General features: G+C 74.8%; 23 protein-coding genes. 12 read left to right on the forward strand and 11 right to left on the reverse strand.

Annotated features, from left to right (window positions below):
• The first annotated feature begins 704 nt into the window (after nucleotides 1-704).
• Together XF36_RS01515 and XF36_RS01520 are read left to right on the forward strand one after the other, a co-directional pair.
• The gene (locus XF36_RS01515) at nucleotides 705-1,280 is read left to right on the forward strand and encodes a sigma-70 family RNA polymerase sigma factor (protein WP_060714331.1); all 576 of its coding nucleotides are present in this window, start codon (nucleotides 705-707) and stop codon (nucleotides 1,278-1,280) included.
• Nucleotides 1,273-2,460: an anti-sigma-D factor RsdA gene (locus tag XF36_RS01520; protein WP_060710585.1), complete on the forward strand. Its 1,188-nt coding sequence runs from the start codon at nucleotides 1,273-1,275 to the stop codon at nucleotides 2,458-2,460. Before XF36_RS01515 ends, XF36_RS01520 begins: the two co-directional genes overlap by 8 nt.
• A 93-nt stretch (nucleotides 2,461-2,553) precedes the next feature.
• Here the strand turns inward: XF36_RS01520 and XF36_RS01525 are convergent, their stop codons facing one another.
• Nucleotides 2,554-2,961 (reverse strand): DUF5319 domain-containing protein, encoded by a 408-nt coding sequence (locus XF36_RS01525; protein ID WP_043276535.1) that lies wholly within the window; start codon nucleotides 2,959-2,961, stop codon nucleotides 2,554-2,556.
• A 149-nt stretch (nucleotides 2,962-3,110) separates the two neighbouring features.
• Here XF36_RS01525 and guaB point away from each other — a divergent pair, with 149 nt between their 5' ends.
• A complete protein-coding gene (guaB, locus tag XF36_RS01530) occupies nucleotides 3,111-4,622 on the forward strand; it encodes an IMP dehydrogenase (RefSeq protein ID WP_060710587.1) in 1,512 nt (503 codons plus the stop codon).
• A gap of 50 nt (nucleotides 4,623-4,672) precedes the next feature.
• Nucleotides 4,673-5,797, forward strand: coding sequence for a GuaB3 family IMP dehydrogenase-related protein (locus XF36_RS01535; RefSeq protein ID WP_082375092.1), 1,125 nt, complete (start codon nucleotides 4,673-4,675; stop codon nucleotides 5,795-5,797).
• A 53-nt stretch (nucleotides 5,798-5,850) separates the two neighbouring features.
• Here XF36_RS01535 and XF36_RS01540 read toward each other — a convergent pair whose 3' ends face one another.
• Together XF36_RS01540 and XF36_RS01545 are read right to left on the reverse strand one after the other, a co-directional pair.
• Nucleotides 5,851-6,345 carry an FBP domain-containing protein gene (locus XF36_RS01540; protein ID WP_060710588.1) on the reverse strand — a complete coding sequence of 165 codons (495 nt, stop codon included), beginning with the start codon at nucleotides 6,343-6,345 and terminating at the stop codon, nucleotides 5,851-5,853.
• Nucleotides 6,346-6,892: 547 nt separating this feature from the next.
• Nucleotides 6,893-7,732, reverse strand: a complete 840-nt coding sequence (locus XF36_RS01545; RefSeq protein ID WP_060710589.1) for a hypothetical protein — start codon at nucleotides 7,730-7,732, stop codon at nucleotides 6,893-6,895.
• A 168-nt stretch (nucleotides 7,733-7,900) separates the two neighbouring features.
• Between XF36_RS01545 and guaA the strand changes: the two genes are divergently transcribed.
• Nucleotides 7,901-9,451, forward strand: a complete 1,551-nt coding sequence (guaA, locus tag XF36_RS01550; protein WP_060710590.1) for a glutamine-hydrolyzing GMP synthase — start codon at nucleotides 7,901-7,903, stop codon at nucleotides 9,449-9,451.
• 156 nt (nucleotides 9,452-9,607) lie between these two features.
• Here guaA and XF36_RS01555 read toward each other — a convergent pair whose 3' ends face one another.
• Complete coding sequence (locus XF36_RS01555; RefSeq protein WP_060710591.1) at nucleotides 9,608-9,814, reverse strand: hypothetical protein; 207 nt, start codon at nucleotides 9,812-9,814, stop codon at nucleotides 9,608-9,610.
• Nucleotides 9,807-11,048, reverse strand: coding sequence for a PspC domain-containing protein (locus tag XF36_RS01560; protein WP_060710592.1), 1,242 nt, complete (start codon nucleotides 11,046-11,048; stop codon nucleotides 9,807-9,809). The genes XF36_RS01555 and XF36_RS01560 overlap by 8 nt, the downstream gene beginning before the upstream one ends.
• Before the next feature lie 182 nt (nucleotides 11,049-11,230).
• Here XF36_RS01560 and XF36_RS01565 point away from each other — a divergent pair, with 182 nt between their 5' ends.
• Both XF36_RS01565 and XF36_RS01570 read left to right on the forward strand, forming a co-directional pair.
• A complete protein-coding gene (locus XF36_RS01565; protein WP_414706213.1) occupies nucleotides 11,231-12,565 on the forward strand; it encodes a PspC domain-containing protein in 1,335 nt (444 codons plus the stop codon).
• Nucleotides 12,562-13,269, forward strand: coding sequence for a LuxR C-terminal-related transcriptional regulator (locus XF36_RS01570; RefSeq protein ID WP_060710593.1), 708 nt, complete (start codon nucleotides 12,562-12,564; stop codon nucleotides 13,267-13,269). The genes XF36_RS01565 and XF36_RS01570 overlap by 4 nt, the downstream gene beginning before the upstream one ends.
• Before the next feature lie 117 nt (nucleotides 13,270-13,386).
• On the opposite strand, the gene XF36_RS01575 is transcribed toward XF36_RS01570, so the two are convergent.
• Nucleotides 13,387-14,772: a hypothetical protein gene (locus XF36_RS01575; RefSeq protein ID WP_060710594.1), complete on the reverse strand. Its 1,386-nt coding sequence runs from the start codon at nucleotides 14,770-14,772 to the stop codon at nucleotides 13,387-13,389.
• A gap of 303 nt (nucleotides 14,773-15,075) precedes the next feature.
• Complete coding sequence (locus XF36_RS01580; RefSeq protein WP_060714334.1) at nucleotides 15,076-15,336, reverse strand: chorismate mutase; 261 nt, start codon at nucleotides 15,334-15,336, stop codon at nucleotides 15,076-15,078.
• Between the two features lie 317 nt (nucleotides 15,337-15,653).
• Between XF36_RS01580 and XF36_RS01585 the strand changes: the two genes are divergently transcribed.
• Nucleotides 15,654-18,104 (forward strand): UvrD-helicase domain-containing protein, encoded by a 2,451-nt coding sequence (locus tag XF36_RS01585; protein WP_060714335.1) that lies wholly within the window; start codon nucleotides 15,654-15,656, stop codon nucleotides 18,102-18,104.
• Between the two features lie 3 nt (nucleotides 18,105-18,107).
• On the opposite strand, the gene XF36_RS01590 is transcribed toward XF36_RS01585, so the two are convergent.
• From XF36_RS01590 to XF36_RS33570, 4 genes are all read right to left on the reverse strand, one after another.
• Nucleotides 18,108-18,731, reverse strand: coding sequence for a DUF1707 SHOCT-like domain-containing protein (locus tag XF36_RS01590; RefSeq protein WP_060710595.1), 624 nt, complete (start codon nucleotides 18,729-18,731; stop codon nucleotides 18,108-18,110).
• 49 nt (nucleotides 18,732-18,780) lie between these two features.
• Nucleotides 18,781-19,635 carry a M23 family metallopeptidase gene (locus XF36_RS33115; RefSeq protein WP_238589064.1) on the reverse strand — a complete coding sequence of 285 codons (855 nt, stop codon included), beginning with the start codon at nucleotides 19,633-19,635 and terminating at the stop codon, nucleotides 18,781-18,783.
• A 339-nt stretch (nucleotides 19,636-19,974) separates the two neighbouring features.
• Nucleotides 19,975-20,217 (reverse strand): hypothetical protein, encoded by a 243-nt coding sequence (locus XF36_RS33565; RefSeq protein ID WP_060710596.1) that lies wholly within the window; start codon nucleotides 20,215-20,217, stop codon nucleotides 19,975-19,977.
• 55 nt (nucleotides 20,218-20,272) lie between these two features.
• Complete coding sequence (locus XF36_RS33570; protein WP_060710597.1) at nucleotides 20,273-20,767, reverse strand: esterase/lipase family protein; 495 nt, start codon at nucleotides 20,765-20,767, stop codon at nucleotides 20,273-20,275.
• Nucleotides 20,768-21,219: 452 nt separating this feature from the next.
• On the opposite strand from XF36_RS33570, the gene sucC reads away from it, so the two are divergent.
• The 4 genes from sucC (at nucleotide 21,220) to XF36_RS01625 (ending at nucleotide 26,442) form a co-directional block, all read left to right on the forward strand.
• Nucleotides 21,220-22,392: an ADP-forming succinate--CoA ligase subunit beta gene (sucC, locus tag XF36_RS01610; RefSeq protein ID WP_060710598.1), complete on the forward strand. Its 1,173-nt coding sequence runs from the start codon at nucleotides 21,220-21,222 to the stop codon at nucleotides 22,390-22,392.
• 3 nt (nucleotides 22,393-22,395) lie between these two features.
• Entirely contained in the window at nucleotides 22,396-23,280 is an 885-nt protein-coding gene (gene sucD, locus XF36_RS01615; protein ID WP_020623374.1) for a succinate--CoA ligase subunit alpha, read from the forward strand.
• A gap of 160 nt (nucleotides 23,281-23,440) precedes the next feature.
• Nucleotides 23,441-24,745, forward strand: a complete 1,305-nt coding sequence (locus XF36_RS31135; RefSeq protein WP_145981227.1) for a DUF5336 domain-containing protein — start codon at nucleotides 23,441-23,443, stop codon at nucleotides 24,743-24,745.
• Between the two features lie 77 nt (nucleotides 24,746-24,822).
• A complete protein-coding gene (locus tag XF36_RS01625) occupies nucleotides 24,823-26,442 on the forward strand; it encodes a DUF6350 family protein (protein WP_060710600.1) in 1,620 nt (539 codons plus the stop codon).
• Nucleotides 26,443-26,458 lie beyond the last annotated feature (16 nt).

The raw sequence follows: 26,458 nt of genomic DNA on the forward strand, positions 1-26,458 counted from the left end.
GAGCCGCTGCCGACCTCGCGGCCCGCACCCGGACATCGCGCCCGGTTCGTCCGCACCGACCGGCCTCGGCCGGTCCGCCGCCCCGCCGACGGGACGCCGGTCGTGCTCCCCGCGACCGGACCCCGCCGGGGCGCACGACCGGGACGCCCGCCGGGCACCTGACCGACCCACGCCGGCGCGTGCCGGTCCCCGCCGGGCACGCGGTCGGCCCCGGCCGAGGTCGACGATGGATCCGCCGGACGTCGTAGCGGCGTCCTCCGATCGGCCCTCGCTCGGCGAGCAGTCGACGGGACGCCGGGAACTGTCACCCGGTGTCCCCCACGTCCCTGGGATAACACGCGTCACCGCAGGCCCGCGACCTCGACGACGACCGTCCGGATCCCGCGCCGAACCGGACGCGACCAGCGCCGGGCGGTCCACCGCCGGTGATCGGGCGCGGACGATCTTCACTTCTTCCGGTGACCGCATCCTGCGGTGGGTGACGAACCGCTTGCCGACCGTGGTCGCCCCGTGGACGTGTTGCGGAGGGGTCCCGCGCAACCCGGAACTGTGCACGATCGTCTGATCTGGCATGGAGCGACTCCCGTCGGCGAGTCCCGCTCGGATACGGTGGATCCGAGCCGATCTCAGCTGCGCGAACGCGGGTTGCTTCCACGATCGGATGACACTGCTGGATGCTCGTAACGCCTGGGCGGTTCCCCACGATGAGTGAATCAAGAGACGTTCCCGACGAGTGGATCGAAGCCGCCATGGCCGGCGACCGGTCCGCGGTCGAGCGCGTTCTCGCCATGATTCGGCCCCTCGTCGTGCGCTACTGCCGCGCCCGCCTCGGGACCGACCGAGGGTCCGTCTCGGCGGACGACGTCGCCCAGGAGGTCTGCGTGGCCGTGCTCACGGCGTTGCCGGGGTACCGGGTGCAAGGGCGCCCGTTCCTCGCCTTCGTCTACGGCATCGCGTCCCACAAGGTCATCGACGCGCACCGGGCTGCGTCCCGGAACCGCTCCGAACCGATGGCCGACGTGCCGGACCGCATGGAGTCCTCCGACGGCCCCGAGTCCCGGGCCCTGCAGGTGGAACTGTCGCAGGAGATGTCCAAGCTCCTGGAGATCCTTCCGGAGAAGCATCGGGAGATCATCGTGTTGCGCGTGGTCGTGGGACTGTCCGCGGAGGAGACCGCGGCGGCTGTCGGCTCCACTCCGGGCGCCGTCCGCGTCGCCCAGCACCGGGCGCTGGCCCGGCTGAGGAAGATGATGAGTGAGCAGGTGGTCCGGGATGCGTGACCAGGGTCCGCACGGTCCGGGCTCCCCCCCGCCCGGTGAGGGCTGGGAGCGTCCGCCCGCGCCGGTGACGCGTGGCCGCTTCGGCGAGCCGCGCCCGCCCCGTACCAACGGCCACTCCCACCCGCTCGGTCACCGGGGTCACCCGCTGCGGTTCGACGCGCACACCGTCCCGCAGCCGGTCGTGCGGCGGCACGCCGCCGGCGGCGACGACTGGGACGCCTTCGACGACATCGAGGACGAGGGCCCGGTCGACCTCGTCGAGCTCCAGGCCGACGACGAGCTGATCAACGCCCTGTCCTCCGGGCTCGGCGTGTCCGGGCCCGGCCGGCGCGGCTACGACGTCGACGACCACCTGGCCGCGATGCTCTCGTCGTGGAAGGACGGGGTCGACCGGGACCCGATCCCGCAGCTCGTCGACACCGACGAGGCCGTGCAGATCCTGCAGCCGGCGAAGCCGTCGCGGAAGGTCTCCTTCCTGCGCCCGCTCGCCGCCGCCGCGGCGGTCGCGGCGTGTGCGCTGGCCGTCGTGTCGATCAGCGCGCACGAGGCCCAGCCGGGCGACGCCCTGTGGGGGGTCTCCCGGGTGCTCTACAGCGAGCGCGCCGAGCAGGTGCAGGCGGCGGCCACGCTGCGCGAGGGCATCGAGCGGGTCAACGCCAAGCTCGCCGCCGGGGACACCGTCGGTGCGCAGCAGGAGCTCGCCGCGCTCGGCCCGCTGGTCGACCGCACCGCACCGGACGTGCGTGACGACTTCGAGCAGCAGAACCGCTTCCTGAGGCAGAAGGTCGCCGAGACCCCGCCGGGCACACCGACCGACCCACGGTCGCCGCTGCGCGACGGGACCCCTGCCCCGCCGCCTCCGGTCACCGAGGGCGACGAGGACACCCCGACGCCGTCCCCGCCGCCGTCGGAGGGGACGACCACCCCGGGTGGTCCGACCTCGCCGGAGGGCACCACCGACCCGTCGGTGCTGAGCGGGCCGGGGGAGACGGCACCCACCCCGGCGCCGTCGCCGTCGGAGACCTCGCCGACGACGGAGGGCCAGGCGGACCCGACGACCCCGACGACCTCGCCCACGACCCGGCCCACCGCGGCCGGGGAGGGACAGAGCGACCCGGCGGACGACACCACCCCGCCGTCGTCGACGACGACCGGCGCGGTGAGCAGCAGGCCGAACTGACGCCGAACCGACGCGGTACGGCACGGAGCACGGCGAAGGGCCCCGGAGGATCTCCTCCGGGGCCCTTCGTGTCTGGTGGGGGTCGCGCCGGGCTCAGTCGGCGAGGGTCGCGTCGGCGTACCCGCGGCAGTACTCCCACGTGACGTAGTGCGCCGGGTCCGGGTCGTAGGCCGGCTCGTGCGGCCGCATCCGGCCCTCGTCGAGGAGCTGCTGCAGGCTCGCGCGCAGCAGGTTCCACTCGTGGAAGTGCTGCTCGCCGCAGTCGGCGCAGTCGACGACGATCCCGCGGACGCCGCGGCCCGCCAGCAGTGCCTGGTAGACGGCCAGGTCCGCCAGGTCGGCGAGGATCTCGCCGCGGTCGGTCTCGTTCAACGGGGGTACCTCCGGGTCGCCGGAACCCGGCCACGCGCCGTCACCACGGTCGTCGTAGGCCTGCATCGACAGCGCAGGATCATCCGGGTCTCCGGCGAACGGGTCCGGTGGCAGCGCCTCTGGTGACACGGTGTACACGGTACCGGTGCGGGGGGTCGGGGCCCGGCCCACCCCGGGGTGGTGGACGTACGATGGCGGCCTGCGGCGGGAGCCCGCCGTCAGCGTCGACCGCACCGCCTCGACAACACTGCTTCGACCGCAAGAGGAGCCCCGGAGAGATGACGAGCGAGATGGGCGGCCTGCCGGACAAGTTCGCGATGCTCGGGCTGACCTTCGACGACGTACTGCTGCTGCCCGCCGAGTCGGACGTGATCCCCAGCTCGGCCGACACCTCCAGCCAGGTGACCCGCCGGGTGCGGGTCCAGGTGCCGCTGGTGTCGTCCCCGATGGACACGGTCACCGAGTCCCGGATGGCGATCGCGATGGCCCGCGCCGGTGGTCTCGGGGTGTTGCACCGCAACCTCTCCCCGGACGCGCAGGCGGCGCAGGTCGAGGTGGTGAAGCGGTCCGAGGCCGGCATGGTCACCGATCCGGTGACCTGCAGCCCGGACGCGACCCTGGCCGACGTCGACGCGCTGTGCGCCAAGTTCCGGATCTCCGGCGTTCCGGTGACCGACGAGACCGGCCACCTGGTCGGCATCATCACCAACCGCGACATGCGCTACGAGGTCGACACCGATCGGCCCGTGTCGGAGGTCATGACCCGCGCGCCCCTGGTGACGGCCAAGGTCGGCGTGACCGCGGAGGCGGCACTGGGCCTGCTGCGCCGGCACAAGCTGGAGAAGCTGCCGATCGTCGACGGCGACGACATGCTGCGCGGCCTCATCACGATCAAGGACTTCAACAAGACCGAGCAGTACCCGCTGGCGACCAAGGACCCGGACGGGCGGCTCGTCGTCGCCGCCGCGGTCGGGGTCGGCGACGACGCCTACGCCCGCTCGATGCAGCTCGTCGGGGCCGGTGTGGACGTCCTGATGGTCGACACCGCGCACGGTCACTCCCGTCGGGTGCTGGAGACCGTCGCGAAGCTGCGCGCCGAGGTCGGCGACCACGTCGACGTCGTCGGCGGCAACGTCGCCACCTTCGACGGCGCCAAGGCGCTCGTCGAGGCGGGCGCGGACGCGGTGAAGGTCGGCGTCGGGCCGGGCTCGATCTGCACCACCCGGGTCGTCGCCGGGGTCGGGGCCCCGCAGATCACCGCGATCTACGAGGCCACCCGGGCGTGCGCCCCGGCCGGCGTCCCGGTGATCGGCGACGGCGGCATCCAGTACTCCGGCGACGTCGCCAAGGCGATCGCGGCGGGCGCGTCGACGGTCATGCTGGGCTCGCTGCTGGCCGGCACCGCGGAGTCGCCCGGCGAGGTCGTGCTCGTCGGCGGCAAGCAGTTCAAGACCTACCGCGGCATGGGCTCGCTGGGAGCCATGCAGGGCCGCGCCGGCGCGGCGGGCCGGTCGTACTCCAAGGACCGCTACGCCCAGGACGACGTGCTCAGCGAGGACAAGCTCGTTCCCGAGGGCATCGAGGGCCGGATCCCGTTCCGCGGGCCGCTGTCCTCGGTCGTGCACCAGCTCGGCGGCGGGCTGCGCTCGGGCATGGGCTACGTCGGAGCGCAGACCATCCCGGACCTGCAGCAGGCGCGCCTGGTGCGGATCACCGCGGCCGGTCTCAAGGAGAGCCACCCGCACGACATCACGATGACCGTCGAGGCCCCGAACTACGCCGCCCGGTAGTCACGGGGGCCCCAGCACCGCTCTGAGCAGCGCCGCTTAGGGTGGTGCCCGTGCGTGACCTCGTGGAGATCGGGATGGGCCGGGAGGCCCGTCGTGCCTACGACCTCGACCAGATCGAGATCGTCCCGTCGCGGCGGACCCGCAGCTCGAAGGCCGTCTCGACGGCCTGGCAGCTCGACGCCTACCGCTTCGACATCCCGCTGCTGACCCACCCCACCGACGCGGTGGTGTCGCCGGACTCGGCGGTGCGGATCAGTGAGCTCGGCGGTCTGGGGGTGCTGAACGCGGAGGGTCTGTGGGCCCGGCACGCCGACCCGAAGGGCGCCCTGGAGCGCATCGTCGCGGCGGCCACCGGCGACGAGCCGGACTCCGCGGTCGCCCTGCTGCAGGAGCTGCACCAGGCCCCCATCCAGCAGGACCTCATCACTGAGGCGCTGCGCCCGCTGCGCGAGGGATCGCACACGGTGGCCGCGCGGGTCAGCCCGCAGCGGGCCCGCGAGCTCACCCCGGCACTGCTCGCCGCCGGCGTCGAGGTCCTGATCGTGCAGGGCACGATCGTCTCCGCCGAGCACGTCTCCGACGGTGAGCCGCTCAACCTGAAGGACTTCATCGCCGACCTGGACGTCCCGGTCGTCGCCGGCGGGGTGGGGGACTACCGCACAGCACTGCACCTGATGCGCACCGGCGCGGCCGGCGTGATCGTCGGCTACGGGCAGTCCACCTCCACCACCACCGACGAGGTGCTGGGCGTGGGCGTCCCGATGGCGACCGCGATCGTCGACGCGGCGGCCGCGCGCCGCGACTACCTCGACGAGACCGGCGGCCGGTACGTCCACGTGATCGCCGACGGCGGCATCGGCACCTCCGGTGACATCGCCCGCGCGGTGGCCTGCGGTGCCGACGCGGTCATGCTCGGCGAGCAGCTCGCCGAGGCCGCCGAGGCCCCGGCCGACGGGCTGTACTGGACCTCGTCGGCGGCGCACCCGTCGCTGCCGCGTTCGGAGGTCACCGGGCTCGCCCGCTCCGGGCGGACGCTGGAGCAGGTGCTGTTCGGCCCGACCGACAGCCCGTACGGGACCACGAACCTGTTCGGCGCGCTGCGGCGGGCGATGGCGAAGACCGGCTACTCCGACCTCAAGGAGTTCCAGCGGGTCGGGCTGAACCTGCGGACCTGAGCGGTCCAGGCCGTGACCCTGGCCCACGAGCTGGGTTGTCGCCTGACCGGATCTCATCCCGCGGCGGTGACGGCGGCGACGAACTCCGCGGCCCGTTCCCGCAGCCCGGCCCGCCGCTCGTCGACGGTCGTGCCGGGGGCGGGCTTGAGTACGGCCGTCGCCGTCTCGACGCGGACGTGCTCGGCGCAGGCCAGGTCGGTGCAGATGTAGGTGCCGACGGTGTCGCCCTGGCGGCCCTTCGCGCCGGTGCGCGGCGCGGCGAACAGCGCGACCCCGCCGACGGAGTGCGTGGTCCGGCACAGCGCGCACATCGCGGCGGACCGGGCGCCGCCGGTCGCGGCGCGCAGGACGACACCGGCCGGGCCGTCGTCGGTCGGGACGAGCAGTACCCCGCGGTCGGGGGCCTTCGGATCACGCCAGCCGCGGACGTCGTCGAGCCGGTCCGGGTCCAGGTCGCGGACCCACGCGGGCAGGACCAGCCGCGTCGCCTCCCCCTTGGAACAGTTGGTGAGGGCGCGGCGGATCCGGGTCTCGGTCGGGCTGGTCACGGCGGACGAGGCTAGGCGCCTCTGGTGACGGCGGTCGAACGGGTTTCGCCGCGGTAGGTTCGGCGGTGACGCCGTCGTCATCCCGGGAGGGGCCCGCCGATGAGCCGCCCCACCGCCGGAGCCGCCATGGGCGGCGGACGTGCCTTCGTCGACGCGACCGGGACCCCGGGACCCCGGTGCCGCTGCGCGGGCCGGTTGTGCGGGTGGTCGCGACCGATCCCCGGGTGGGGGAGCTGCTGCTGGAGCTGGGCGCGCAGCTGGTCGGCTGCGCGGGGACGCTCGACGGCGTCGACCCGGTCGGCGAGGACCGCAGCCCGGATCCGGAGGCGGTGCGGGCGCTGCGCCCGGACGCGATCGTCACCGGGACCGCCGGGGGCCGGTACGACCGACCCGACCCGACCCGGCCCTGCTCGGCCGGCTGCGCGACATCGCGCCGACGGTCGCGGTCGACCTCGCGCGACGCGCGGCCAGCGCGGCGGACCTGCGGGCGCTGCTCGGGTCGGTGCCGCCGCCGCTGCGGTCGCGCGGGCGGCACGAGGAGTGAGGGTCAGCCCGCCAGGACGGAGCGGACCCGGTCGGTGACGGCGGTCAGGTCGTCGCGCACCAGGTTCGCCTGCGTGGTGAACACCGACAGCTGGGACGGGTCCAGCGCGAGCGCCCCGGAGGTCCCCGCGGTGGCGGCGGCGGCGCCGTGGTCGAGCAGCGCGGCCCAGGACGTCTGGGCGGCGGCGTCGGGCACGGCGTCGTAGGCCCGCGCGGCGTCGACGGCGGTCCGCAGCCGTCCGCAGGCGACGGCGAGCGCCATCGCGTCCTGACGGCCCGCGGCGTCGGCGACCCGGGTGAAGCCGTCGCCGATCGCGGTGAGGTGGGTGAGGCCGCCGTTGTCGCGCCACGCCGTCATCGCGACGACCGGGTCCCCGGCCCACAGGCCGGTCCCGGCTGCGGACCCGACCAGCGACGCGGCGACGGTCTGCGGCAGCGGTGGGCCCTGCGGCACCGTCGCGCCGGACGCGGTCACGGTCTGCGGGGTGGGCAGCGGCGAGGTCGCCGACGGGGTCATGATCAGCCCTGCGGCGGCGATCGCCGCGGTGCCGGTGGCGGCGGCGCAGAGGAATACCGGCAGGACCCGGGCCCGGAACGCGCGGGCCCGGGGGACGACCGGTACCGCGGTCTCCCGGGCCGGCTCCGCGGCCACGGGTTCGTCGACGGGGGCCAGCGTGGGGGCCGTGATGGAGGCCGCGGTGGGCGCTGCGGCCGGACGGGCCTCCTGCTCCGGCGCGGAGCGCTGGGCGGGGACGAGCGGCACGACGGTGGTGGTGCCGTCGACGGCCGGGTCGGCGGGGGTATCGCCGGTGCCGGTGGTGTGGCCGGTCGGGGTGGTGGCCATCGGGGCGTGCCTCCAGGTCGTACGGTGCCGTCATCCCCCCATCGGAGCAACCGGGCCTCGTCGTTACGCCGCACGCCTGCGGCCGGGCGGGGATCATCAGGATCGACGAGACGGTGCCGGGGCGGTACGGACGGCGGGTGACCTGCGTCGCCCGTTTACCCTGGTCGTGTGCAGACCCCGACCGTCCTCGTCGTGGACTACGGCGCCCAGTACGCGCAGCTCATCGCCCGTCGTGTCCGCGAGGCGGACGTCTACTCCGAGATCGTGCCCGCCTCCCTGCCCGTCGCCGAGATCGTGGCCCGCGAGCCCGCCGCGGTGATCCTCTCCGGGGGACCCGCGAGCGTGTACGCCGAGGGCGCCCCCGCGGTCGACCCGGCGCTGTTCGAGGCGGGCATCCCGGTGTTCGGCATGTGCTACGGCTTCCAGGCGATGGCCCGCGCGCTGGGCGGCGAGGTCGCTCACGACGGCACCCGCGAGTACGGCCGCACCGAGGTCGCGCTCACCGGCACCCCCGGCACGCTGCACGACGGCCTGCCGCGCACGCACCCGGTGTGGATGAGCCACGGGGACTCGGTGACCGCGGCGCCGGCGGGCTTCACCGTCACCGCCTCCACCGACCGGGTCGCGGTCGCCGCGTTCGAGGACGCCGAGCGGCGCCTCGCCGGCGTGCAGTACCACCCGGAGGTCGGCCACTCCCCGCACGGCCAGGAGGTGCTCCGCCGGTTCCTGCACGACGTCGCGGGCATCCGCTCGTCCTGGACGACGGCGTCGATCATCGACGACACCGTGGAGGCGATCCGCGCCCAGGTCGGCGACGGTCGCGCGATCTGCGGGCTGTCCGGCGGGGTCGACTCCGCGGTCGCCGCCGCTCTCGTCCAGCGCGCCATCGGTGACCGGCTGACCTGCGTGTTCGTCGACCACGGACTGATGCGGTCGGGCGAGCGCGAGCAGGTCGAGAAGGACTTCGTCGCCGCCACCGGCGCGACCCTGCACGTCGCCGACGCCGCCGACCGGTTCCTCGACGCGCTCGCCGGGGTCACCGAGCCCGAGCAGAAGCGCAAGATCATCGGCCGGGAGTTCATCCGGGTCTTCGAGGCGGCCACGGCGGAGGTCGTCGCCGACCACCACGTCGGGTTCCTCGTGCAGGGGACGCTGTACCCGGACGTCGTGGAGTCCGGCGGCGGTGACGGCACCGCGGTCATCAAGAGCCACCACAACGTCGGCGGGCTGCCCGATGACATCGAGTTCGAGCTCGTCGAGCCGCTCCGCGCGCTGTTCAAGGACGAGGTCCGGATGGTCGGCGCCGAGCTGGGGCTGCCCGAGGTCATCGTCGGACGCCAGCCGTTCCCCGGCCCCGGCCTGGGCATCCGCATCATCGGCGAGGTCACCCGCGACCGGCTGGAGACCCTGCGCGCCGCGGACGCGATCGCCCGCGAGGAGCTGACCGCCGCCGGGCTGGACCGCGAGATCTGGCAGTGCCCGGTGGTGCTGCTGGCCGACGTCCGCAGCGTCGGCGTGCAGGGCGACGGCCGCACGTACGGCCACCCGATCGTCCTGCGCCCGGTGTCCAGCGAGGACGCGATGACCGCGGACTGGACCCGGCTGCCCTACGACGTCGTCGAGCGGATCTCGACCCGGATCACGAACGAGGTGTCCGAGGTCAACCGGGTGGTCGTCGACGTGACGAGCAAGCCCCCGGGCACCATCGAGTGGGAGTGAGCCGGGGCCCGACGTAACAGGGGCGGGGCCGATGTCTCGGCCCCGCCCCGGCCAGCCCGGGCCTGTGCGGTGTCCGACCCCGTCGGACGCCGCTGCCACGCGGGCGGCAACGGGTCCGGCGGCGCTCCCCAGCCCGCCGGCTCCCGTGATGACCCTTTAGTCGTCCGATGTGGCCCGGGAGTTACGCACGCTCGCCATCAGGAATGCGATCCCCACCACAACCGCGGTCCCGGCGAGCATCCAGCGCAGGTCGACGACCTCCCAGGGGGCGATCCCGAGGACCCCGCACACGGCGACCAGCAGCGACAGGATCCCGGCGACGAGGGCGAACGGGTCGGTGGGACGGACGAGCGGGCTATCCACGGGTGACCTCCACGGTTCCCAGCTCGGCCCGCAGGTCGAGCTCCAGCACCCGGCCACCGGGTCCGTCCGGGCCGGGGTCGTTCACGGTCAGGTCCACGTTCTGCCCGGTGCGCGTCTGTCCGTCGACGGTCAGGTCGCCGGTGCCGACCGAGCTGCGGACGAGCAGGTCGGCGTCACGCGGGACCCGGACCTGCACCGCACCCGCGCCGACCTCCGCCCGGGTGCGGACGGGCCCGGTCGCGCCGGGCGTCGCGGTGAGGTCGAGGCGGGTCAGGTCGAGCTCGACGGCGCCGGTGCCCCGCCGGTACTCCGGGGCGAGCGCGGCCGCGGTCGTCGGGGCCTCGACGGTCTCCCCGATGCCACCGCGCACGGCCCATCCGTCGGGGCCGACGGCGTCGTTGAGCGGGATGGTGGCCGCGGTGACGAGCGCGAGCAGCACCGAGAAGGGCACCAGCCAGCGTCCGGCGCGTCGCAGCGCACCGACGACCAGCCCGATCCCGACGACGGCGAGCGCGGCCCCCGGGACGGCCGAGGCCGGCACCGCCCCCGGTGCGGCCAGGGCGAGCCCGCCGACCATCCCGGCGACGACCAGCGACACGGCCAGCGTGATCGGCGTCAGCGACGACCGGGGGGCCGGCGGCGGACCCGGCTCCGGGCCCGGTTCGGGCAGGTCCCAGGCGAACGGGGCAACGCCGAGCGGATCCCAGGCCGGTGGTGCAGCCTGCGCGACGGTGGGGGCGTGCGGGTCCGCGACCCACGGCACCACGGGTGTGGGCGCCGCGGCGGCCTCCCGGGCCCCGGGCCGGTTCCCCCGGGTCACGTGCAGCGTGACGAGCAGTGCGATGGTGACGGCGGCGGGGATCACCCGGTCGCTGGACAGCACCAGCGGGACGGCCAGCAGCGCGGCCATGACCAGCAGCGCCACCGACAGCGCGGAGGACGGTCCGTTGCGCGGCGGGACGGGGCTGCCGGGCGGCCCGGCGTCCGGCAGGACCGCGCAGCCCGCCAGGTAGAGCGGGATCCCGGGGCCGACGATCGCCGCGACGACGAACCCCACCCGGACCAGCGTCGGGTCGATCTCGTAGCGGCGCGCGATCGCGGCGGAGACCCCGGCGAGCTTGCGGTCGTCGCGCGGACGCAGGGGCCGGGAGTCCCACATGTCGCGCAGGGTGTTCCGGGCCGTCGTTGCGGCCGAGGGTGGTCGGTCGCTCCCGGGCAGCTGCGTCTCGTTCATGGCGTCGAGCCTGCCGTCCGGGCGGGCCCCGGCGTCTCGGGGACAACCCCGAGACGACCCCGGTCTGAGATCCGGAGGTGATCCGGCGGGGGCCGTGTGACGATGGTGCCGTGAACAGCTCGGATCCCTCGACCGGCGCCGCAGCGTCGTCGGCGGACGTACGGCCCTCTGTGGAGCCCTCTGTGGATGCACGGTCGTCGGCGGATGCGCCGACGGTGCTGGTCTCCGAGGGCGCGGCGCCCGCGTCCCCGCGGCCGGGCGGCCCGGTGCCGCCGAGCCCCGGAGCGCGCGTCCCGCTGGCCCGGCGCCGCTCCGGGCGGATGGTCGGCGGCGTCGCGGGCGGGGTGGCCGACCACCTCGGCGTCGACGTCCGGTGGATCCGGGCGGCCTTCGTCGCACTGAGCCTGCTGGGCTGGGCGGGCGTGCTGGCCTACGGCCTGCTGTGGGTGTTCCTACGGCAGGAGGCCGACGTCGTCGAGCGGACCCTGACCCGGTCCGAACGGCTGCAGGCCGCCGGGTTGCTGACGCTGGGTCTGGGGTTGTCGCTGGTCGCGGTGACCTCGGGCTCGGCGGTGCTCGGCTGGATCGCCGGCCCGTTGGGACTGGCGACGGTCGGCGCGGCCGTCGTGTGGCGGGAGGCCGACGAGGCGCAGCGACGGCAGTGGGCGCGCGACGCCCGCAGCCGTGTCGGGGCCGGCCGTGCGGCGCTGGCCCGCACCCTGCTCGGCGCCGCGCTGGTCCTGACCGGGCTGGCGGTGTTCCTGCTCGGGAACCTGGACCTGGGCCAGGTGCGGTTCGGGATCCTCGCGGCGCTGGCGACACTGCTCGGCGTCGCGGTCCTCACCGTCCCCTGGTGGGTGCGGCTGGTGCGCGACCTCGGTGAGGAGCGGCGGGCTCGCGCGGTCGCCGCCGAGCGCGCCGAGATCGCCGCGCACCTGCACGACTCGGTGCTGCAGACCCTGGCGCTGATCCAGCGGCAGTCCGGCGACCCGCGCGATGTGCAGCGGCTGGCCCGTGGCCAGGAACGGGAGCTGCGTGCCTGGCTCTACGGGCCCGGTGGGCGCGCCCGCGGCGGCAGCGGCAGCCCGGACGCGGCGGAGACGCTGCTGTCGGTGGCGATCACGCGCGTCGCGGGGGAGGTCGAGGACACCTACGCGGTGACCGTCGGCCCGGTGCTGGTCGGCGACTCCGAGCTCGACGACGACCTGCGTGCCCTGGTGCTGGCGGCGCGTGAGGCGATGGTGAACGCGGCGAAGCACTCGGGGACGTCCGAGGTCGACGTCTACGTGGAGGTCGAGCCCGCCTCGGCCGAGGGCCCGGGCGCCGCGGAGGTGTTCGTGCGCGACCGCGGCACCGGTTTCGATCCGGACGAGGTCTCCGACGACCGGCACGGCCTCGCGGACTCGGTGCACGCCCGGATGCGCCGCCACGGCGGTACGGTCCGGATCCGCACCGGGGCCGGCGAGGGCACGGAGGTGCGGCTGTCGATGCCGCTGAGGGAGAAGGAGACGGCATGACCACCGCCGACGACCTGCAGGACACCCCGGCCGGTCCGGACGACTCCGGTATCCGGGTCTACCTGGTCGACGACCACGCGTTGTTCCGCTCCGGCGTGCGCGCCGAGCTGGACCGCGGCGACGGGCGCAGTCCGGTGCTGGAGGTGGTCGGCGAGGCGGGCTCCGTCGACGAGGCGGTGGCCGGCGTCGGGCACCTCGCGCCGGACGTGGTGCTGCTCGACGTGCACATGCCGGGCGGCGGGGGTGCGGAGATCCTGCGTCGGGCGCGCGCGGCGGGCACTGAGTCGGTGTTCCTGGCGCTGTCGGTGTCCGACGCCGCCGAGGACGTGATCTCGGTGATCCGGTCCGGAGCCCGTGGCTACGTGACCAAGACGATCTCGGGCCGGGACCTCGCCGACGCCGTGCGGCGCGTGCGGGCCGGCGACGCGGTGTTCTCGCCACGTCTGGCCGGGTTCGTGCTGGACGCGTTCTCCGACCGCCCGGGCGCGGCACCGCCGGTGGACCCGGAGGTCGACCAGCTGACCAAGCGGGAGCGGGACGTGCTGCGGCTGCTGGCCCGCGGCTACGCCTACAAGGAGATCGCGAAGGAGCTGTTCATCTCCGTGAAGACGGTGGAGACCCACGTGTCGAGCGTGCTGCGCAAGACCCAGACGTCGAACCGGCACGAGCTGTCCCGCTGGGCTTCCGACAGGAGGCTCGTATAGGTCGCGCAGCGACCGGAGCGAGCCGGAAGGAGCATCGGCACCGGAACGGCGTACGGCCCCGGCCCCGGCCCCCGCGTGTGCGGGGGCCGGGGCCGGGGCCGTCGTGGTGGGAGGGCGTCAGCCGCCCAGCAGCCCGCCGGCGCCCTTCGTGACACCGCCGAGCACCCCGCCGACCGGCTCGGTCACGCCGGACAGGGCGCTCCCGACCGGCTCGGTCACAGTGCTGACCGCCTGCCCCACGGGCTTCGTGACGGCCTGCAGCGGCTGGGTGGCCCCCTCGGACGAGGAACCGGTGTCGGGCTTCTTGGCCGAGGTGTCGAGGAGCCCGGTGACCGGCTCGGCGGCCTTCAGGATCGGCCCGGTGAGCGGCTTGGTGCTGTCGAGCACGGGCTCGGTGACCGGCGACAGCGCGCCGAGCACCGGCGTCGTCACCGGTTCGAGGGTGTCGGTGAGGGGCCGGGTGACCGGCTTGACCGCGTCCGTCACCGGGCGGACGGCCTCGGTGACCGGGGACACGGCACCGCCGACGGCCCTGCCGACCGGTGCCGCGGCCTGCGCGACCGGGGCGACGACGCCGCCGACGGTGTTGCCGACCGGGCGGACGTTCTCGGTGACGTCCTGGAGCGGGCCGGTGCTGGTCCCGCCGCGCGACGGCGGGGTGCCCGTCACGGGCCCGAGCAGGTTGCCGGCGGGGGCCCGGTCGGGGTTGTTGATCGGCGCGACGATCGGCGCGAGCGGCGAGCTCGTGCCGCCGGCACCGCGCGGCCCCGGCACCGTCGGCGACGCCGGGGACCCGGTGCCCGGGTTGCCGGTCGAGGGTGTGCGGGGCGCGGGGACCGCGGCGGCGGGACCGGCTGCGGTGCCCGGGGTACGGCCGGCCGCGGCCGCCTGCACCGGCTGCTGCCGGCCGAAGGCGACGGCCATCCAGTCGGTGGCACCGGGGGCGGGGGCGTCCGGCAGCGGCGAGCTCAGCGCCACGTTCGCCGGGAGGTACTGGGCGGGCAGCGTGTCCGGGGTGCCCGCGGTGGGCAGGCCGAAGCCGGGGAACAGGCCGTCGGCGGCGGCGCGCGCGTCGGAGTTCTCGGTGCCGACGCCGTTGTAAAGGGCGGCGCCGAGCACGGAGCCCGCGGCGAGCAGCGCTCCGGCGACCACACCGGCGCGCCGGCGCCCGGACACCTGACGGCCGGTCCAGCCGTCGGCGACGGCCGCGGCGCGGGGCTGCGGGAGGTCGATGTCCGGCCAGCCGCCCGGGGTGCCCGCGGCGGCGATGTCACCAGCCGAGGCGGCGTCGGCGGAGGCACCCTCGGCCACCGGGGGACGCCCTTCGCGGCGCAGCAGGTCGCCGACGGACAGGACGGGCCCGGTGAGCGGGCCCGCTCCGTCGGAAGAGGCGTGGGAAGCGCGCGAGTGGCGCGCCAGTAGCTCGGCGACGCTCACCACGTCGCGGGGCCCGGTGGCGCCGGTGGCGCCGGGGAGCGGGGCTCCGGCAGGTGTGTCGGTCACGGCCGCACGTCCTCCTTCGGGTCATTTCGACCTGGGAAGATGTACCGGAAGGAGCCCTTGATTCCCAAGTGATCACCCTCCGCTCGTCGCAAGTAACCCTTTCGAGTGGTTCCCGTTCATCGGCCGTATCCGACCGCTCGGCCTGCTCGTTGCCTCGCAAGGCAACCCCTGCGCAAGGGTCACCTGACCTGAACCCCAGGTGGGGCGCTCGCCGGCGTGTCGCGCTGTGCACTGTGCGTGAATCGCCGAGCGGTCGTCACCTCTACCCGGTCGCCGGACGCGACCGGGTGTCGCACCAGGAGGTCAGCGGCCGCCGAGGCGTCCACGGCCCAGCCACAGCAGCATCATCGCCAGCTCGCGCCCCTCGGGTCCGAGGTCGGCGAACCGGTCGAGCACCGCCATCTCCCGGCTGTAGACGATCCGCGGTCCGCCCGCGGCCATGCGGGCGGCGCCGATGCGCTTCGAGACCTCGGTGCGGCGCAGGATCGCGTCGAGGATCTCGGCGTCGAGCCGGTCGATCTCCCGGCGCAGCTGCTCGATCTCGGGGTCGGCTCCGGTGCGCACCTCGGTGCTCGTGCCGGAGCGGGGCTGCGGGGCTGCGGGATCGGTCACGGTCGTGGTCTCCTCGTCTCGGTCACGGGTCGTCGGGACCGAGGACGTACGGACGCCCCGGGTCCGTCGGACTCCGGGGCGTGCGGGTGGCGTCTGGGCTCAGACGGGCGGCGCAGCGGGAACCGGGGTCCGGTACCCGTAGCGAAATCGCCCGTCGTGTGCCACGCGGCGAGTGTAGACCACCCGGCGCACCGGGGCGCCGTGCTTCCTGGGGACCGGCGACGCCGGAGCGGGGTGTGTCGGACCCCCGGCGTACCGTGTTCGACACGATGAGTGCGCTGTTCGAACTCCCCGGGACGGGCCCTTCCGCCGCTGCCGAGCCGACGACGGCCCAGGGCCGTCGCCTGCTGGAAGGCCTCAACGACCGCCAGCGGGAGGCCGTGACCCATGCGGGTTCGCCGCTGCTGATCGTCGCCGGCGCGGGGTCGGGCAAGACCCGGGTGCTCACCCACCGGATCGGCTGGCTGCTCGCCGAGCGCGGCGTGCATCCCGGCGAGATCATGGCGATCACCTTCACCAACAAGGCCGCGGCCGAGATGAAGGAGCGCGTCGATGCCCTCGTCGGGCGCCGGTCCGGGCCGATGTGGGTGTCCACCTTCCACTCCATGTGCGTGCGGATCCTGCGCCGCGAGGCCAAGCACCTCGGCGTGCGCAGCGCCTTCTCCGTCTACGACGCCGACGACACCCGTCGCCTCGTCGGCATCGTCGGGCGTGACCTGGAGCTGGACCCGAAGAAGTTCGCCCCGCGGGCCCTGGCTGCCCAGATCTCCAACCTGAAGAACGAGCTGGTCTCGCCGGACGAGGCCGCCGAGCGCGCCGCCACCGACCACGAGCGGCGCATCGCCGAGGTCTACGGCGTCTACCAGTCGCGGCTGCGCCAGGCGAACGCCTTCGACTTCGACGACCTGATCATGGAGACGGTCTCGCTGCTGGACCGCCTGCCGGCCGTCGCCGAGTACTACCGGCGCCGCTTCCGGCACGTGATGGTCGACGAGTACCAGGACACCAACCACGCGCAGTACGAGCTGGTCCGCCAGCTCGTCGCCCCGGCGACGGCGAACGGGCGGCCCGGCGAGCTGTGCGTCGTCGGGGACTCCGACCAGTCGATCTACGCCTTCCGCGGCGCGAACATCCGCAACATCATCGAGTTCGAGCAGGACTTCCCGGACGCGCGGACCATCCTGCTGGAGCAGAACTACCGCTCCACCCAGACCATCCTGTCCGCGGCGAACGCGGTGATCGCCCGCAACCCGGAGCGCCGGGACAAGCGGCTGTGGTCGGACTCGGGCGACGGTGAGCGCGTCGTCGGCTACGTCGCGGACAACGAGCACGACGAGGCGTCGTTCGTCGCCCGGGAGATCGACCGGCTCGTCGACACCGGCGAGTACCGCAACTCCGACATCGCGGTGTTCTATAGGACCAACAACCAGTCCCGTGTCTTCGAGGACGTGTTCCTGCGGGTCGGGCTGCCCTACAAGGTCGTCGGCGGGGTGCGGTTCTACGAGCGCCGCGAGATCCGCGACGCGCTGGCCTACCTGCGGGTGCTGTCCAACCCAGAGGACACGGTCAGCCTGCGCCGGATCCTCAACGTGCCCAAGCGCGGCATCGGGGACCGGGCCGAGGCGGTCGTCGCCGAGTACGCCGAGCGCGAGCGCACCTCGTTCGCCCGCGCGCTGCGCACCGCCGCCGAGGAGCCGCAGCGGCTCCCCGCGCTGGCGACCCGCTCGCAGAAGAACATCGCCGGGTTCGTGCGCATGCTCGACGAGCTGCGCGAGCTCGTCGACCGCGGCGACGACACCGCCGAGGTGCTCGAGGCCGTCTACGCGCGGACCGGTTACCTGGAGGAGCTGCAGGCTTCGGAGGACCCCCAGGACGGCACCCGGATGGACAACCTGGCCGAGCTCGTCACGGTGGCGCGGGAGTTCGCGGGGGACGCCGCGGTCGCCGACCTCGCGTCGGACAGAGGGGGCGCGATCGGGTCCGGCGCGGCACCCGACGGCGCGGCACCCGACGGCGCGGCACCCGAGGGCGAGGCCGGCACCTACGACGACACCCCCGACGGTGTCCCGGAGCCCGGCTCGCTGGCCGCGTTCCTGGAGCGGGTCGCACTCGTCGCGGACGCGGACTCCATCCCCGACGACGACTCCGGCGTGGTCACGATGATGACCCTGCACACGGCGAAGGGACTGGAGTTCCCGGTGGTCTTCCTGACCGGCTGGGAGGACGGGATCTTCCCGCACCTGCGCACCCTCGGTGATCCCAAGGAACTCGCCGAGGAGCGCCGGCTGGCCTACGTCGGGATCACCCGCGCGGAGAAGCGGCTCTACCTGTCCCGGGCGATCGTGCGGTCCGCGTTCGGGCAGCCCAGCACCAACCCGGCATCGCGCTTCCTCGACGAGGTGCCCCCGTCGCTGCTCGACTGGCGGCGCAGCGAGGAGCAGCTCGCCGCGCAGCGCCCGTCGGCGCCGGTCGGGCGGTTCGGGTTCGGGAAGCGTCCGCAGGCGACCGACCGCGGGAGCTGGAGGGTCCCGGAGCGGTCACTGAACAACCAGACGCTGAACCTCGACGTCGGGGATCGGGTCAACCACGACAAGTACGGCCTGGGCACGGTCGTCGCGGCCGACGGCATCGGCCCGCGCGCGACGGTGACGATCGACTTCGGCTCGGGCGGGACGGTCCGGCTGATGCTGATCGGTGGCGTCCCGATGCAGAAGCTGTAGACCTCAGTCGTCGTCGCGGTCCTGCACCGCGGCCTCGGCCGGGGTCAGCACCTTCACCGACCCGAACGCCCCGACGACGTGCACGTCCACCGTCCGGTCGCCGGGCGCGGCGCACGCCGTCGGGCACTCGGTCGAGCCGAACACGGTGAACCCGGAGACGTCCGCCCGCGTCCCCTCGGGCACGAGGACCGTCGTCGAGCCGAACAGCGTCACCCCGCCCACCCGGTCGCCGGCCTCGGCCCCGACGGTGCGGGACCCGAACACGGTCAGTCCCTCGGTGATCGGCGCGACCTGCGCCAGCCCCCAGACCGCGGCGACGGCCACCGCGACCGCGGCGAGGATCCCGCCGGCGCGTCGCCCGGCGGCCGCGGCGAACTCCCCGGCCGGTGCCCGGAGGGCCCCGGTCGGCGCCCGTTCGACGGCGGCGGTGGGCGTCCCGGCGGTGTCGGCCGGGAGGTCGCGGGTCAACGGCTCCAGGTCGGCGCGGGTGCGGGCCGCCCAGGCCGTGGCCGAGCGCTCCTCGTACTCGGGCAGGGACAGCCGTCCCTCGCTGTGCGCGCGCTGCAGCCGGGCGTCCACCGCCCGCCGCTCGTCGTCCCCCACCCGGTACCCCGCCTCGTCCCCCACCCGGCCATTCTGACCCGTCCGGGCGGGTCGGGGGGAGGGGGCCCGGCGATCAGGCGTCGCGCGAGCCCGTCGCGGCGGTGACGTCGAGGCCGCGCGCGGCCAGCCACGGCAGTGGGTCGATCTTGGTGCCGTCCGGCTCCCACACCTCGAGGTGCAGGTGCGGGCCGGTGGACTGGCCGCGGTTGCCGACCTCGGCGATCTCGTCGCCGGCCTTGACCTGCTGGCCCTCCTGCACGAACGACCGGTTGATGTGGCCGTAGACGGTGCCGGTGCCGTCGGGGTGCTTGAGCACCACCCACATCCCGAAGCCGCTGGCGGGGCCGGACTTCTCCACGACGCCGTCGGTGAGGGCGAAGATCGGGGTGCCGATCGGGGCGGCGAGGTCGATGCCCTTGTGCTGCACGCCCCAGCGGGCGCCGAAGCCGGAGGTGAACCGGCCCGCCGTCGGCAGGACGAAGGCCTCGCCGTCGTACAACACGGCTTTCGGGGCGCCGTGCGACATCGCGGTCGTCACGGCCCGCTCCAGCTTGGCGGCCTCGCGGCCCATCCGGGCGGCCTTCGTCAGGTTGGCGACGTCGACCTTCGAGGTGGCGTCCAGGTCGGGCAGCGACGCGGCCTGCGCGCTGAGCTGCTCCCCGCCGATCGCGGAGGTGTCCAGCGGGGCGGTCGTGTCGGCCGGGCGGGTGTCGCCGGACACCGGCAGCATCGCCGACGCGGCGAGCCGGGCGTAGGACTCCTCGACCGAGGCCTCACCGCCCCAGCCGGGCACCCCGAGGGCCCCGGCGACCGTCTGACCGGCCGCGACCAGCGCACCACCGGCCGCCGCGGCGACGGTCGCCCGGGTGCGCGAGACCACCGGCGGGGGAGCCGAGAGCGCCGGGAGCCGGTGACCGGCCGGCGGCACGGGGGGGAGCGTGCCGGGCCGGGCCTCCGGTCGCGTGGCGCCGCTGGGGGAGCGGTGGCGCGACAAGACTGCCCTTCTGGTGGTCAAGGGCGCCGCGGGCCGTTCGGCGGTGATCGTCGGAGTGGGGGCTCCGTCGGGGGGATGGTGTCGTTCGGGGCGACACCGATCACCGTGACCGGTCCGTGACGTGGACAACGCGACGGTAACCCGGGCCTCGCCGAGCGGCAACGGCGGGCCATCGCGCGGTTGCGGACGGTCGTGGATCATCGGCGACCGGTCGGGCGGTCATCGACGCGACGGCGAACGGAGGAGCCCCGTTCCCCCGCGCGGACCGGTCCCTCAGGCGCCTTGCGCCGCGTGCCGTCCGACCAGCCGCAGCGACCCGCGCAGCCTCCGGTCGCGCACCCGGTCGTGCTCGCGGCGCTCCGCCTCGCCGCGGGCCAGCGTGCTCGCCACGAAGTGCACGGTGCGCCGGTCCACCGGCAGGGCGAGGTGGCCGACGTCGTCGAGCTCCAGCTCGGTGACGTCGAGGTCGGGGTGGCGCAGCCGGGAGTTCCGCTGCGGGACGATGATCTCGTCCATCCGTGACCAGACCACCAGGAACCGGGTCCGGCAGCCGGGGGCCGGTTCGTCCAGCTCACGCAGGATCGGCGAGCCGGGGCGGAGCTGGCGGCACAGCGGGAGCGGCGCGAGCCGGGCCAGGTTGCTGCCCGCGTGCGGGCTGCCGAGCGTCGCCAGGGTGTCGACGACGGCGTCGCCCCCCCATCCGCTGCACGTAGTAGCGGGCGATCACGCCGCCGAGGGAGTGCCCGACGACGTGCACCCGGTCCGACCCGGTGGCCTCGCGCAGTCGTTCGACGTGGCCGCGCAGCTCGTGCGCCGCGGTGCGGACATCGTCGGTGAGCAGGCTGTAGTTGATGGCGTGCACGACGCCGAAGCCGCGCCGGCGCAGCTCGTGGGCGATCACGGTGAACACCGAGCGGTTGTCCATGATCCCGTGCACCAGCAGGATCGGCGTCCCGGCCGCGGCGGGGTCGGCGACGACCAGGCTCCGCTTGACCGGCGGCAGGCTGTCGGTTCGCCAGTGGCCCTGCGGGCGGACGGTCTCCTCGGCCAGCCCGATCGGGTACAACGCGAGGTGGGCGGCCAGCCAGGCGCCCTCCAGCGCCAGCCCGTACGCGAGGTGAAGGTCCGCGCGGCGTAGCCCGCCGCCTGCGCGAGATCGGACGTCGCGGCCGTCACTGTCGACAGCGCCCCGTCGGCGATCGCGTGCAGGCGAGCGCCTCCGGGTAGCGACGTCGCCATACTCGAAAGGTAAGGCAGGTCACAGGATTCCGCTGTCTCGCGGAACGATCCGTGGTCCCGATCACTCGGACGGTCCATCTGAATCGAGCACTGCGCCGACAGGGTGACAGCGGTCACCGGCCCAGGTCAGGACCGGTGCGCGCGGCGTGGCTAGGCTCCCCGACGCAGCATCACCGACGTCCGCGACCGCTGCCGCCCGCCACCTGTGCGGGGCGCGCCCGGAGAACGAGCCGGGGACGCGCCGGTCGCGGCGAGAGCGAAGTGGAGCGGGAGAGCCGAGTGGACCTCTACGAGTACCAGGCGAAGGACCTCTTCGCCGCGCACGGAGTCCCGGTGCTGCCGGGCCGGACCGTGGACAACGTCGCCGACGCGGCGGCCGCGGCGGCCGAGCTGGGCACCGCCGTCGTGGTCAAGGCGCAGGTCAAGACCGGTGGTCGGGGCAAGGCCGGCGGTGTGAAGCTGGCGCAGAACGCCGACGAGGCCAAGGAGAAGGCCGAGGCCATCCTGGGCCTCGACATCAAGGGCCACACCGTGCACCAGGTCCTGGTCACCGAGGCCAGTGACATCGCCGAGGAGTACTACTTCTCCTTCCTGCTGGACCGGTCCAACCGCACCTTCCTGGCCATGTGCTCGGCCGAGGGCGGCATGGAGATCGAGCAGCTGGCCGTCGAGCGGCCGGACGCGCTGGCCCGGATCGCGATCGACCCGATCGCCGGCGTCGACAAGGCCAAGGCCGACGAGATCGTCGCCGCGGGCAAGATCCCGGCCGCCGTCGCCGACGAGGCCGCGAACGTCATCGTGAAGCTCTGGGAGACCTTCGTCTCCGAGGACGCGACGCTGGTCGAGGTCAACCCGCTGGTCCGCGACCCGCAGGACAAGGTGATCGCCCTCGACGGCAAGGTCACCCTCGACGCCAACGCCGACTTCCGGCACCCGGCGCACGCCGAGCTGGTCGACGAGCGCACCGAGAACCCGCTCGAGGCGAAGGCCAAGGCCAAGGGCCTCAACTACGTCAAGCTCGACGGCGGCCAGGTCGGCATCATCGGCAACGGCGCGGGGCTCGTCATGAGCACCCTCGACGTCGTCGCCTACGCCGGCGAGGCGCACGGCGGGGTCAAGCCCGCCAACTTCCTCGACATCGGCGGCGGCGCCTCGGCGCAGGTCATGGCCGACGGGCTGGACGTCATCCTGGGCGACGACGAGGTCAAGAGCGTCTTCGTCAACGTCTTCGGCGGCATCACCGCGTGCGACGCGGTGGCCAACGGCATCGTCGAGGCCCTCAAGATCCTGGGCGACGAGGCCACCAAGCCGCTGGTCGTCCGCCTGGACGGCAACAACGTCGAGGAGGGTCGTCAGATCCTCGCCGACGCGAACCACCCGCTCGTCACCGTGGTGGGCACGATGGACGACGCGGCCGCCAAGGCCGCCGAGCTCGCGAACGCTGGAGCCTGAGACATGTCGATCTTCCTCAACGAGAACAGCAAGGTCATCGTCCAGGGCATCACCGGTGGCGAGGGCACCAAGCACGCCACCAAGATGCTGGCCGCCGGGACGAACATCGTCGGCGGCGTGAACGCGCGCAAGGCCGGCACCACGCACACGGTCGGCGGCAAGGACGTCACCGTGTACGGCACGGTCGAGGAGGCGATCAAGGAGACCGGCGCCGACGTGTCGGTCATCTTCGTCCCGCCGAAGTTCGCCAAGGACGCGGTCATCGAGGCCATCGACGCCGAGATCCCGCTCGCGGTCGTCATCACCGAGGGCATCCCGGTGCACGACTCGGCGTACTTCTGGGCGCACGCGGTCGCCACGGGCAACAAGACCCGGATCATCGGCCCGAACTGCCCCGGCATCATCTCGCCCGGCAAGTCCAACGCGGGCATCATCCCGGCGAACATCGCCGGCCCCGGCAAGATCGGCCTGGTGTCGAAGTCCGGCACGCTGACCTACCAGATGATGTACGAGCTGCGTGAGTTCGGCTTCTCCACCGCCATCGGCATCGGCGGCGACCCGGTCATCGGCACCACCCACATCGACGCCCTCGAGGCGTTCGAGGCGGACCCCGAGACCGAGGCCATCGTGATGATCGGTGAGATCGGTGGCGACGCCGAGGAGCGCGCCGCGGACTTCATCAAGGCCAACGTCACCAAGCCGGTCGTCGGCTACGTCGCGGGCTTCACCGCCCCCGAGGGCAAGACGATGGGCCACGCCGGCGCGATCGTGTCCGGCTCGGCCGGCACCGCGCAGGCGAAGAAGGAGGCCCTCGAGGCCGCCGGCGTGAAGGTCGGCAAGACGCCGTCCGAGACCGCCGCCCTGATGAAGGAGATCCTCTCCGCCTGATCGGAGCGCTCTCCGTGCACGTCCGACGCGCGGGCCCCGGGAACTCCTCCCGGTGCCCGCGCGTCGTGCTGTGTGCACCCGTGCGCCTCACCCGATCGTGTCGGGGGCATCGGCTAGCGTGCGGTGCAGCGAGTCCGTCCGTCACACGGGAGTGGTCGTCATGTCGAGCAACGAGCCAGGGGCCGCCCCGGCTCCCGAGCAGGCCCCGCCTGCTCCGACGGTGCGGATCGCCGTGCTGGCGGGGGCCGTGCTGGCCCTGCTGGCGCTGGTCCTGACCTTCTTCGACGTCACCACCGGGCTGTTCCCGGTCGCGATGGTCGTCGCCGGTGGTGTCGCGGGTGCGCTCACCCTGCTGCCCGGCACTGGCCGCACCCTGGTCGCGGGCGTGGTCCTGTCGACGACGGGTGCGCTGACGATGCTGCTGGTCCTGGCCGGTACCGGCACCGCGGCGATCGGCGGCACGCTGGGCTGGGTCGTGTTCGTGGTCGCCCTGCTCGCCGCCGCCGCACTGCTCTACGCTCAGCTGCTCCTGTCCGGCGTGGTCGCCGCTCCCGCCCCCCGGGTACAGCGCCCGTCGCACGTCGGGCAGCCCGGCTGGGGCCCCGGCCAGGTCCCGCCGGGCCAGCAGGCGCCCTGGATGCCGCAGCAGTCCTACGGCGTGGGCCAGCCGGGAGCCGCGGCGCCGTACGGCGCGGCCTCCGGTGCTGCGCGCTACGCGGCGGCCCCCTACGCCCCGGGCCAGTACGGCGCGAGTCCCTACGGGGCCCCGTCCGGTGCCGCTCCGTACGCCTCGGGGCAGCCCGGTGGGGTGCAGTACGGCGCAGGGCAGCCCGGTGGGGTGCAGTACGGCGCAGGGCAGCCCGGTGGGGGCCAGCACGGCACAGGGCAGCACGGCACAGGGCAGCACGGTGGGGGCCAGCACGGCACAGAACAGCACGGCGCCGCGCAGCAGGGGGCCGGCCAGTACGGCGCCGGTCAGTACGGATCGGGTCAGTACGGCGCCGCCCCCTACGGCGCCTCCGGCGCGGTGCCCGCGGTGTCGCAGCCCGCCGTCGGGCAATACCCGGGCCAGCCCGGTGCCCACGGAGCGCCCGAGGCGCCCGGGGTGCAGGACCGGACCGGCGACGACGCGGACCGGCACGCGGTCGGCGGCGGACGCAGCCCGCAGGCCGACGCGGCACCGTACACGCCGTCCGGCGGGGGCGGCGCCTTCTCCGGTGTGTCCTACGGCGATCGCGCCGCCGCGGTGACCGGCACACCGGGATCCGAGCAGGCCCCGCCCGCGACCACCCCCCACACGGCGGGCGCGGACCAGGTGGGCGAGGACACGGGCGTCACCCGCCCTTCCGCGATCCCCGGCTCCACCCCGGCCGCCGGCGAGCAGACCGAGAATCCCTGGGCCCCGGCCACCGGTGACGCCGAGGCCACCCGCACCTTCCGGCCCGGCGGTGACGGCTCCGCCTGACCTGCCGGGACCGTGGGCCCCGGCACGTCACGGCGTGCCTGCCCCTCCCGAACCGGGTTCGCTGCGACGCTGACCCGGTGAGCACCACCCCGCCCCGTCCCGCCCGCGGTCGCCCGGCCTCCCGGGCCCGGTCCACCGGGCCCGCACCCGAGCGGTCCCGCGGTGGGCGCGCGACCGCCGTCGCGGAGCGGGAGCGGGGGCACCGCCGCCCCGTCCGGACCCCGACGCGCGGCACCGGGACCGGCACCGGGCTGGACCGGCTGCGGATCCTCCTCGTGGCCACGATGGGTGCCGTCCTCGCCGGGTACACGATGCTCGTACCGGTGGCGGCGCTGCTGACCGGCACCGGCGGCGTCGAGGTCACCGCGGACGGGGCACTCGCCACCGCCGTCCCGCTGTGGCTGGCCGCGCACCTCATCCCGGTCGCCGTGGACGGGCGCCCGTTCGGGGTGTTGCCGCTGCTGCCGACGCTGGTGGTCGTCGCGCTGGTCGCCTTCTGCTCGCGGTGGGCGGTGCTCCGGCTGGGCGGGCGGGTCCGGCACGACGCCGGCGCCGTCGTCGCCTCCCAGGTCGGGGCCGCCGCCGCGGTCGCCGTGCTGGCCGGGGCGTTGCTGCCGCGGGACATGGCCGTGACCGCGCCCTGGGCCTCGATGATGGGGGCCGGGCTGGTGGCCGGGACGGCCGCCGGGATCGGCGTCGTCCACGCGTGCGGGGCCCCGGCCGCGTGGCAGCGGGTGCTGTCGGGATGGCCCGGCGCGGCGCTCGCCGGGGCCCGGGTCGCGGCCGCCGGGCTGCTGCTGGTCGCCGCCCTCGTCCTGACCGTGGCGCTGCTCGCGAGCGCCTCGGACGTCGCCGACACCGCCGAGCGCATCGCCCCCGGGGCCTGGGCGGGCTTCGGGGTGCTGGTGCTGAGCGTGGGGTACCTGCCGAACGCCCTGGTCGGGGCGCTGTCCTGGGCGCTGGGCGCGGGGGTGTCGGTCGGCATCGCCCGGTCGGGTCCGTTCGACGCCGAGCCGGGGCCGCTGCCGCCGTTCCCGCCCGTGGCGGTCCTGCCCGTCACCACCGTCCCGACGGCCGCGGTGCTGGTCGTGCTGCTGCCCGTCGTCGCGGGGGTGCTCGGCGGGATCGCCTGCCGCCGGGCGCTGGGGGAGGACGCGCCGGTCGTGGAGCGGGTCGCGGCCCCGGCGACGGCGGCGGTGGTCGTCGCGGTCGGGGCGGCGGTCCCGGCGGCGCTCGCCGGGGGAGCGCTCGCGGGCGGGCCCTACGACCCGGTGTCGTTCCACCCGTGGGCGGTCCTCGGCTGCGCGTTGCTGCTGGTCGGGATCCCGGCCGTGCTGACCTGCGCGGGGACCGAGCTCGCCCGGCACGTCCCGATGGGCGGCACCGACCGGCCGCGTACCGCGGTCGACCGGGCCCGGGCCGCCCGGGACCGCCGTCGCACCCCGACGGTGGCGGAGCTGGTCGAGCGCCGTCGCACCGCCGGGGCACCCGTCCGCCGGGCCGACGCCACGTGGGACGACGACGGAGAGCACGGCGACGTCCACCCCCACCGCCACGCCGTCTCCGACGAGGAGCCCGACGGAGCCGGGCGCACGGCCTCCCGCCGCGGCGCCGCGGACGAGGGCGCCAGCGAACGGGACCGCGACCGCGGCGACCACGTGGCCGACAGGGACCACAGGGCCGACAGGGCCGACTGACCCGACTCGACCCACG

The sequence above is a fragment of the Pseudonocardia sp. HH130629-09 genome (assembly GCF_001294645.1).
In the GTDB taxonomy this organism is placed as follows: Bacteria; Actinomycetota; Actinomycetes; order Mycobacteriales; family Pseudonocardiaceae; genus Pseudonocardia.

Coding starts and splice junctions, on each gene's coding strand:
- XF36_RS01515 (WP_060714331.1), top strand. CDS start 705: ATGAGTGAATCAAGAGACGTTCCCGACGAGTGGATCGAAGCCGCCATG.
- XF36_RS01520 (WP_060710585.1), top strand. CDS start 1,273: ATGCGTGACCAGGGTCCGCACGGTCCGGGCTCCCCCCCGCCCGGTGAG.
- guaB (WP_060710587.1), top strand. CDS start 3,111: ATGACGAGCGAGATGGGCGGCCTGCCGGACAAGTTCGCGATGCTCGGG.
- XF36_RS01545 (WP_060710589.1), bottom strand. CDS start 7,732: ATGGCCACCACCCCGACCGGCCACACCACCGGCACCGGCGATACCCCC.
- XF36_RS01560 (WP_060710592.1), bottom strand. CDS start 11,048: ATGAACGAGACGCAGCTGCCCGGGAGCGACCGACCACCCTCGGCCGCA.
- XF36_RS01570 (WP_060710593.1), top strand. CDS start 12,562: ATGACCACCGCCGACGACCTGCAGGACACCCCGGCCGGTCCGGACGAC.
- XF36_RS01585 (WP_060714335.1), top strand. CDS start 15,654: ATGAGTGCGCTGTTCGAACTCCCCGGGACGGGCCCTTCCGCCGCTGCC.
- XF36_RS33565 (WP_060710596.1), bottom strand. CDS start 20,217: ATGGACGAGATCATCGTCCCGCAGCGGAACTCCCGGCTGCGCCACCCC.
- sucD (WP_020623374.1), top strand. CDS start 22,396: ATGTCGATCTTCCTCAACGAGAACAGCAAGGTCATCGTCCAGGGCATC.
- XF36_RS31135 (WP_145981227.1), top strand. CDS start 23,441: ATGTCGAGCAACGAGCCAGGGGCCGCCCCGGCTCCCGAGCAGGCCCCG.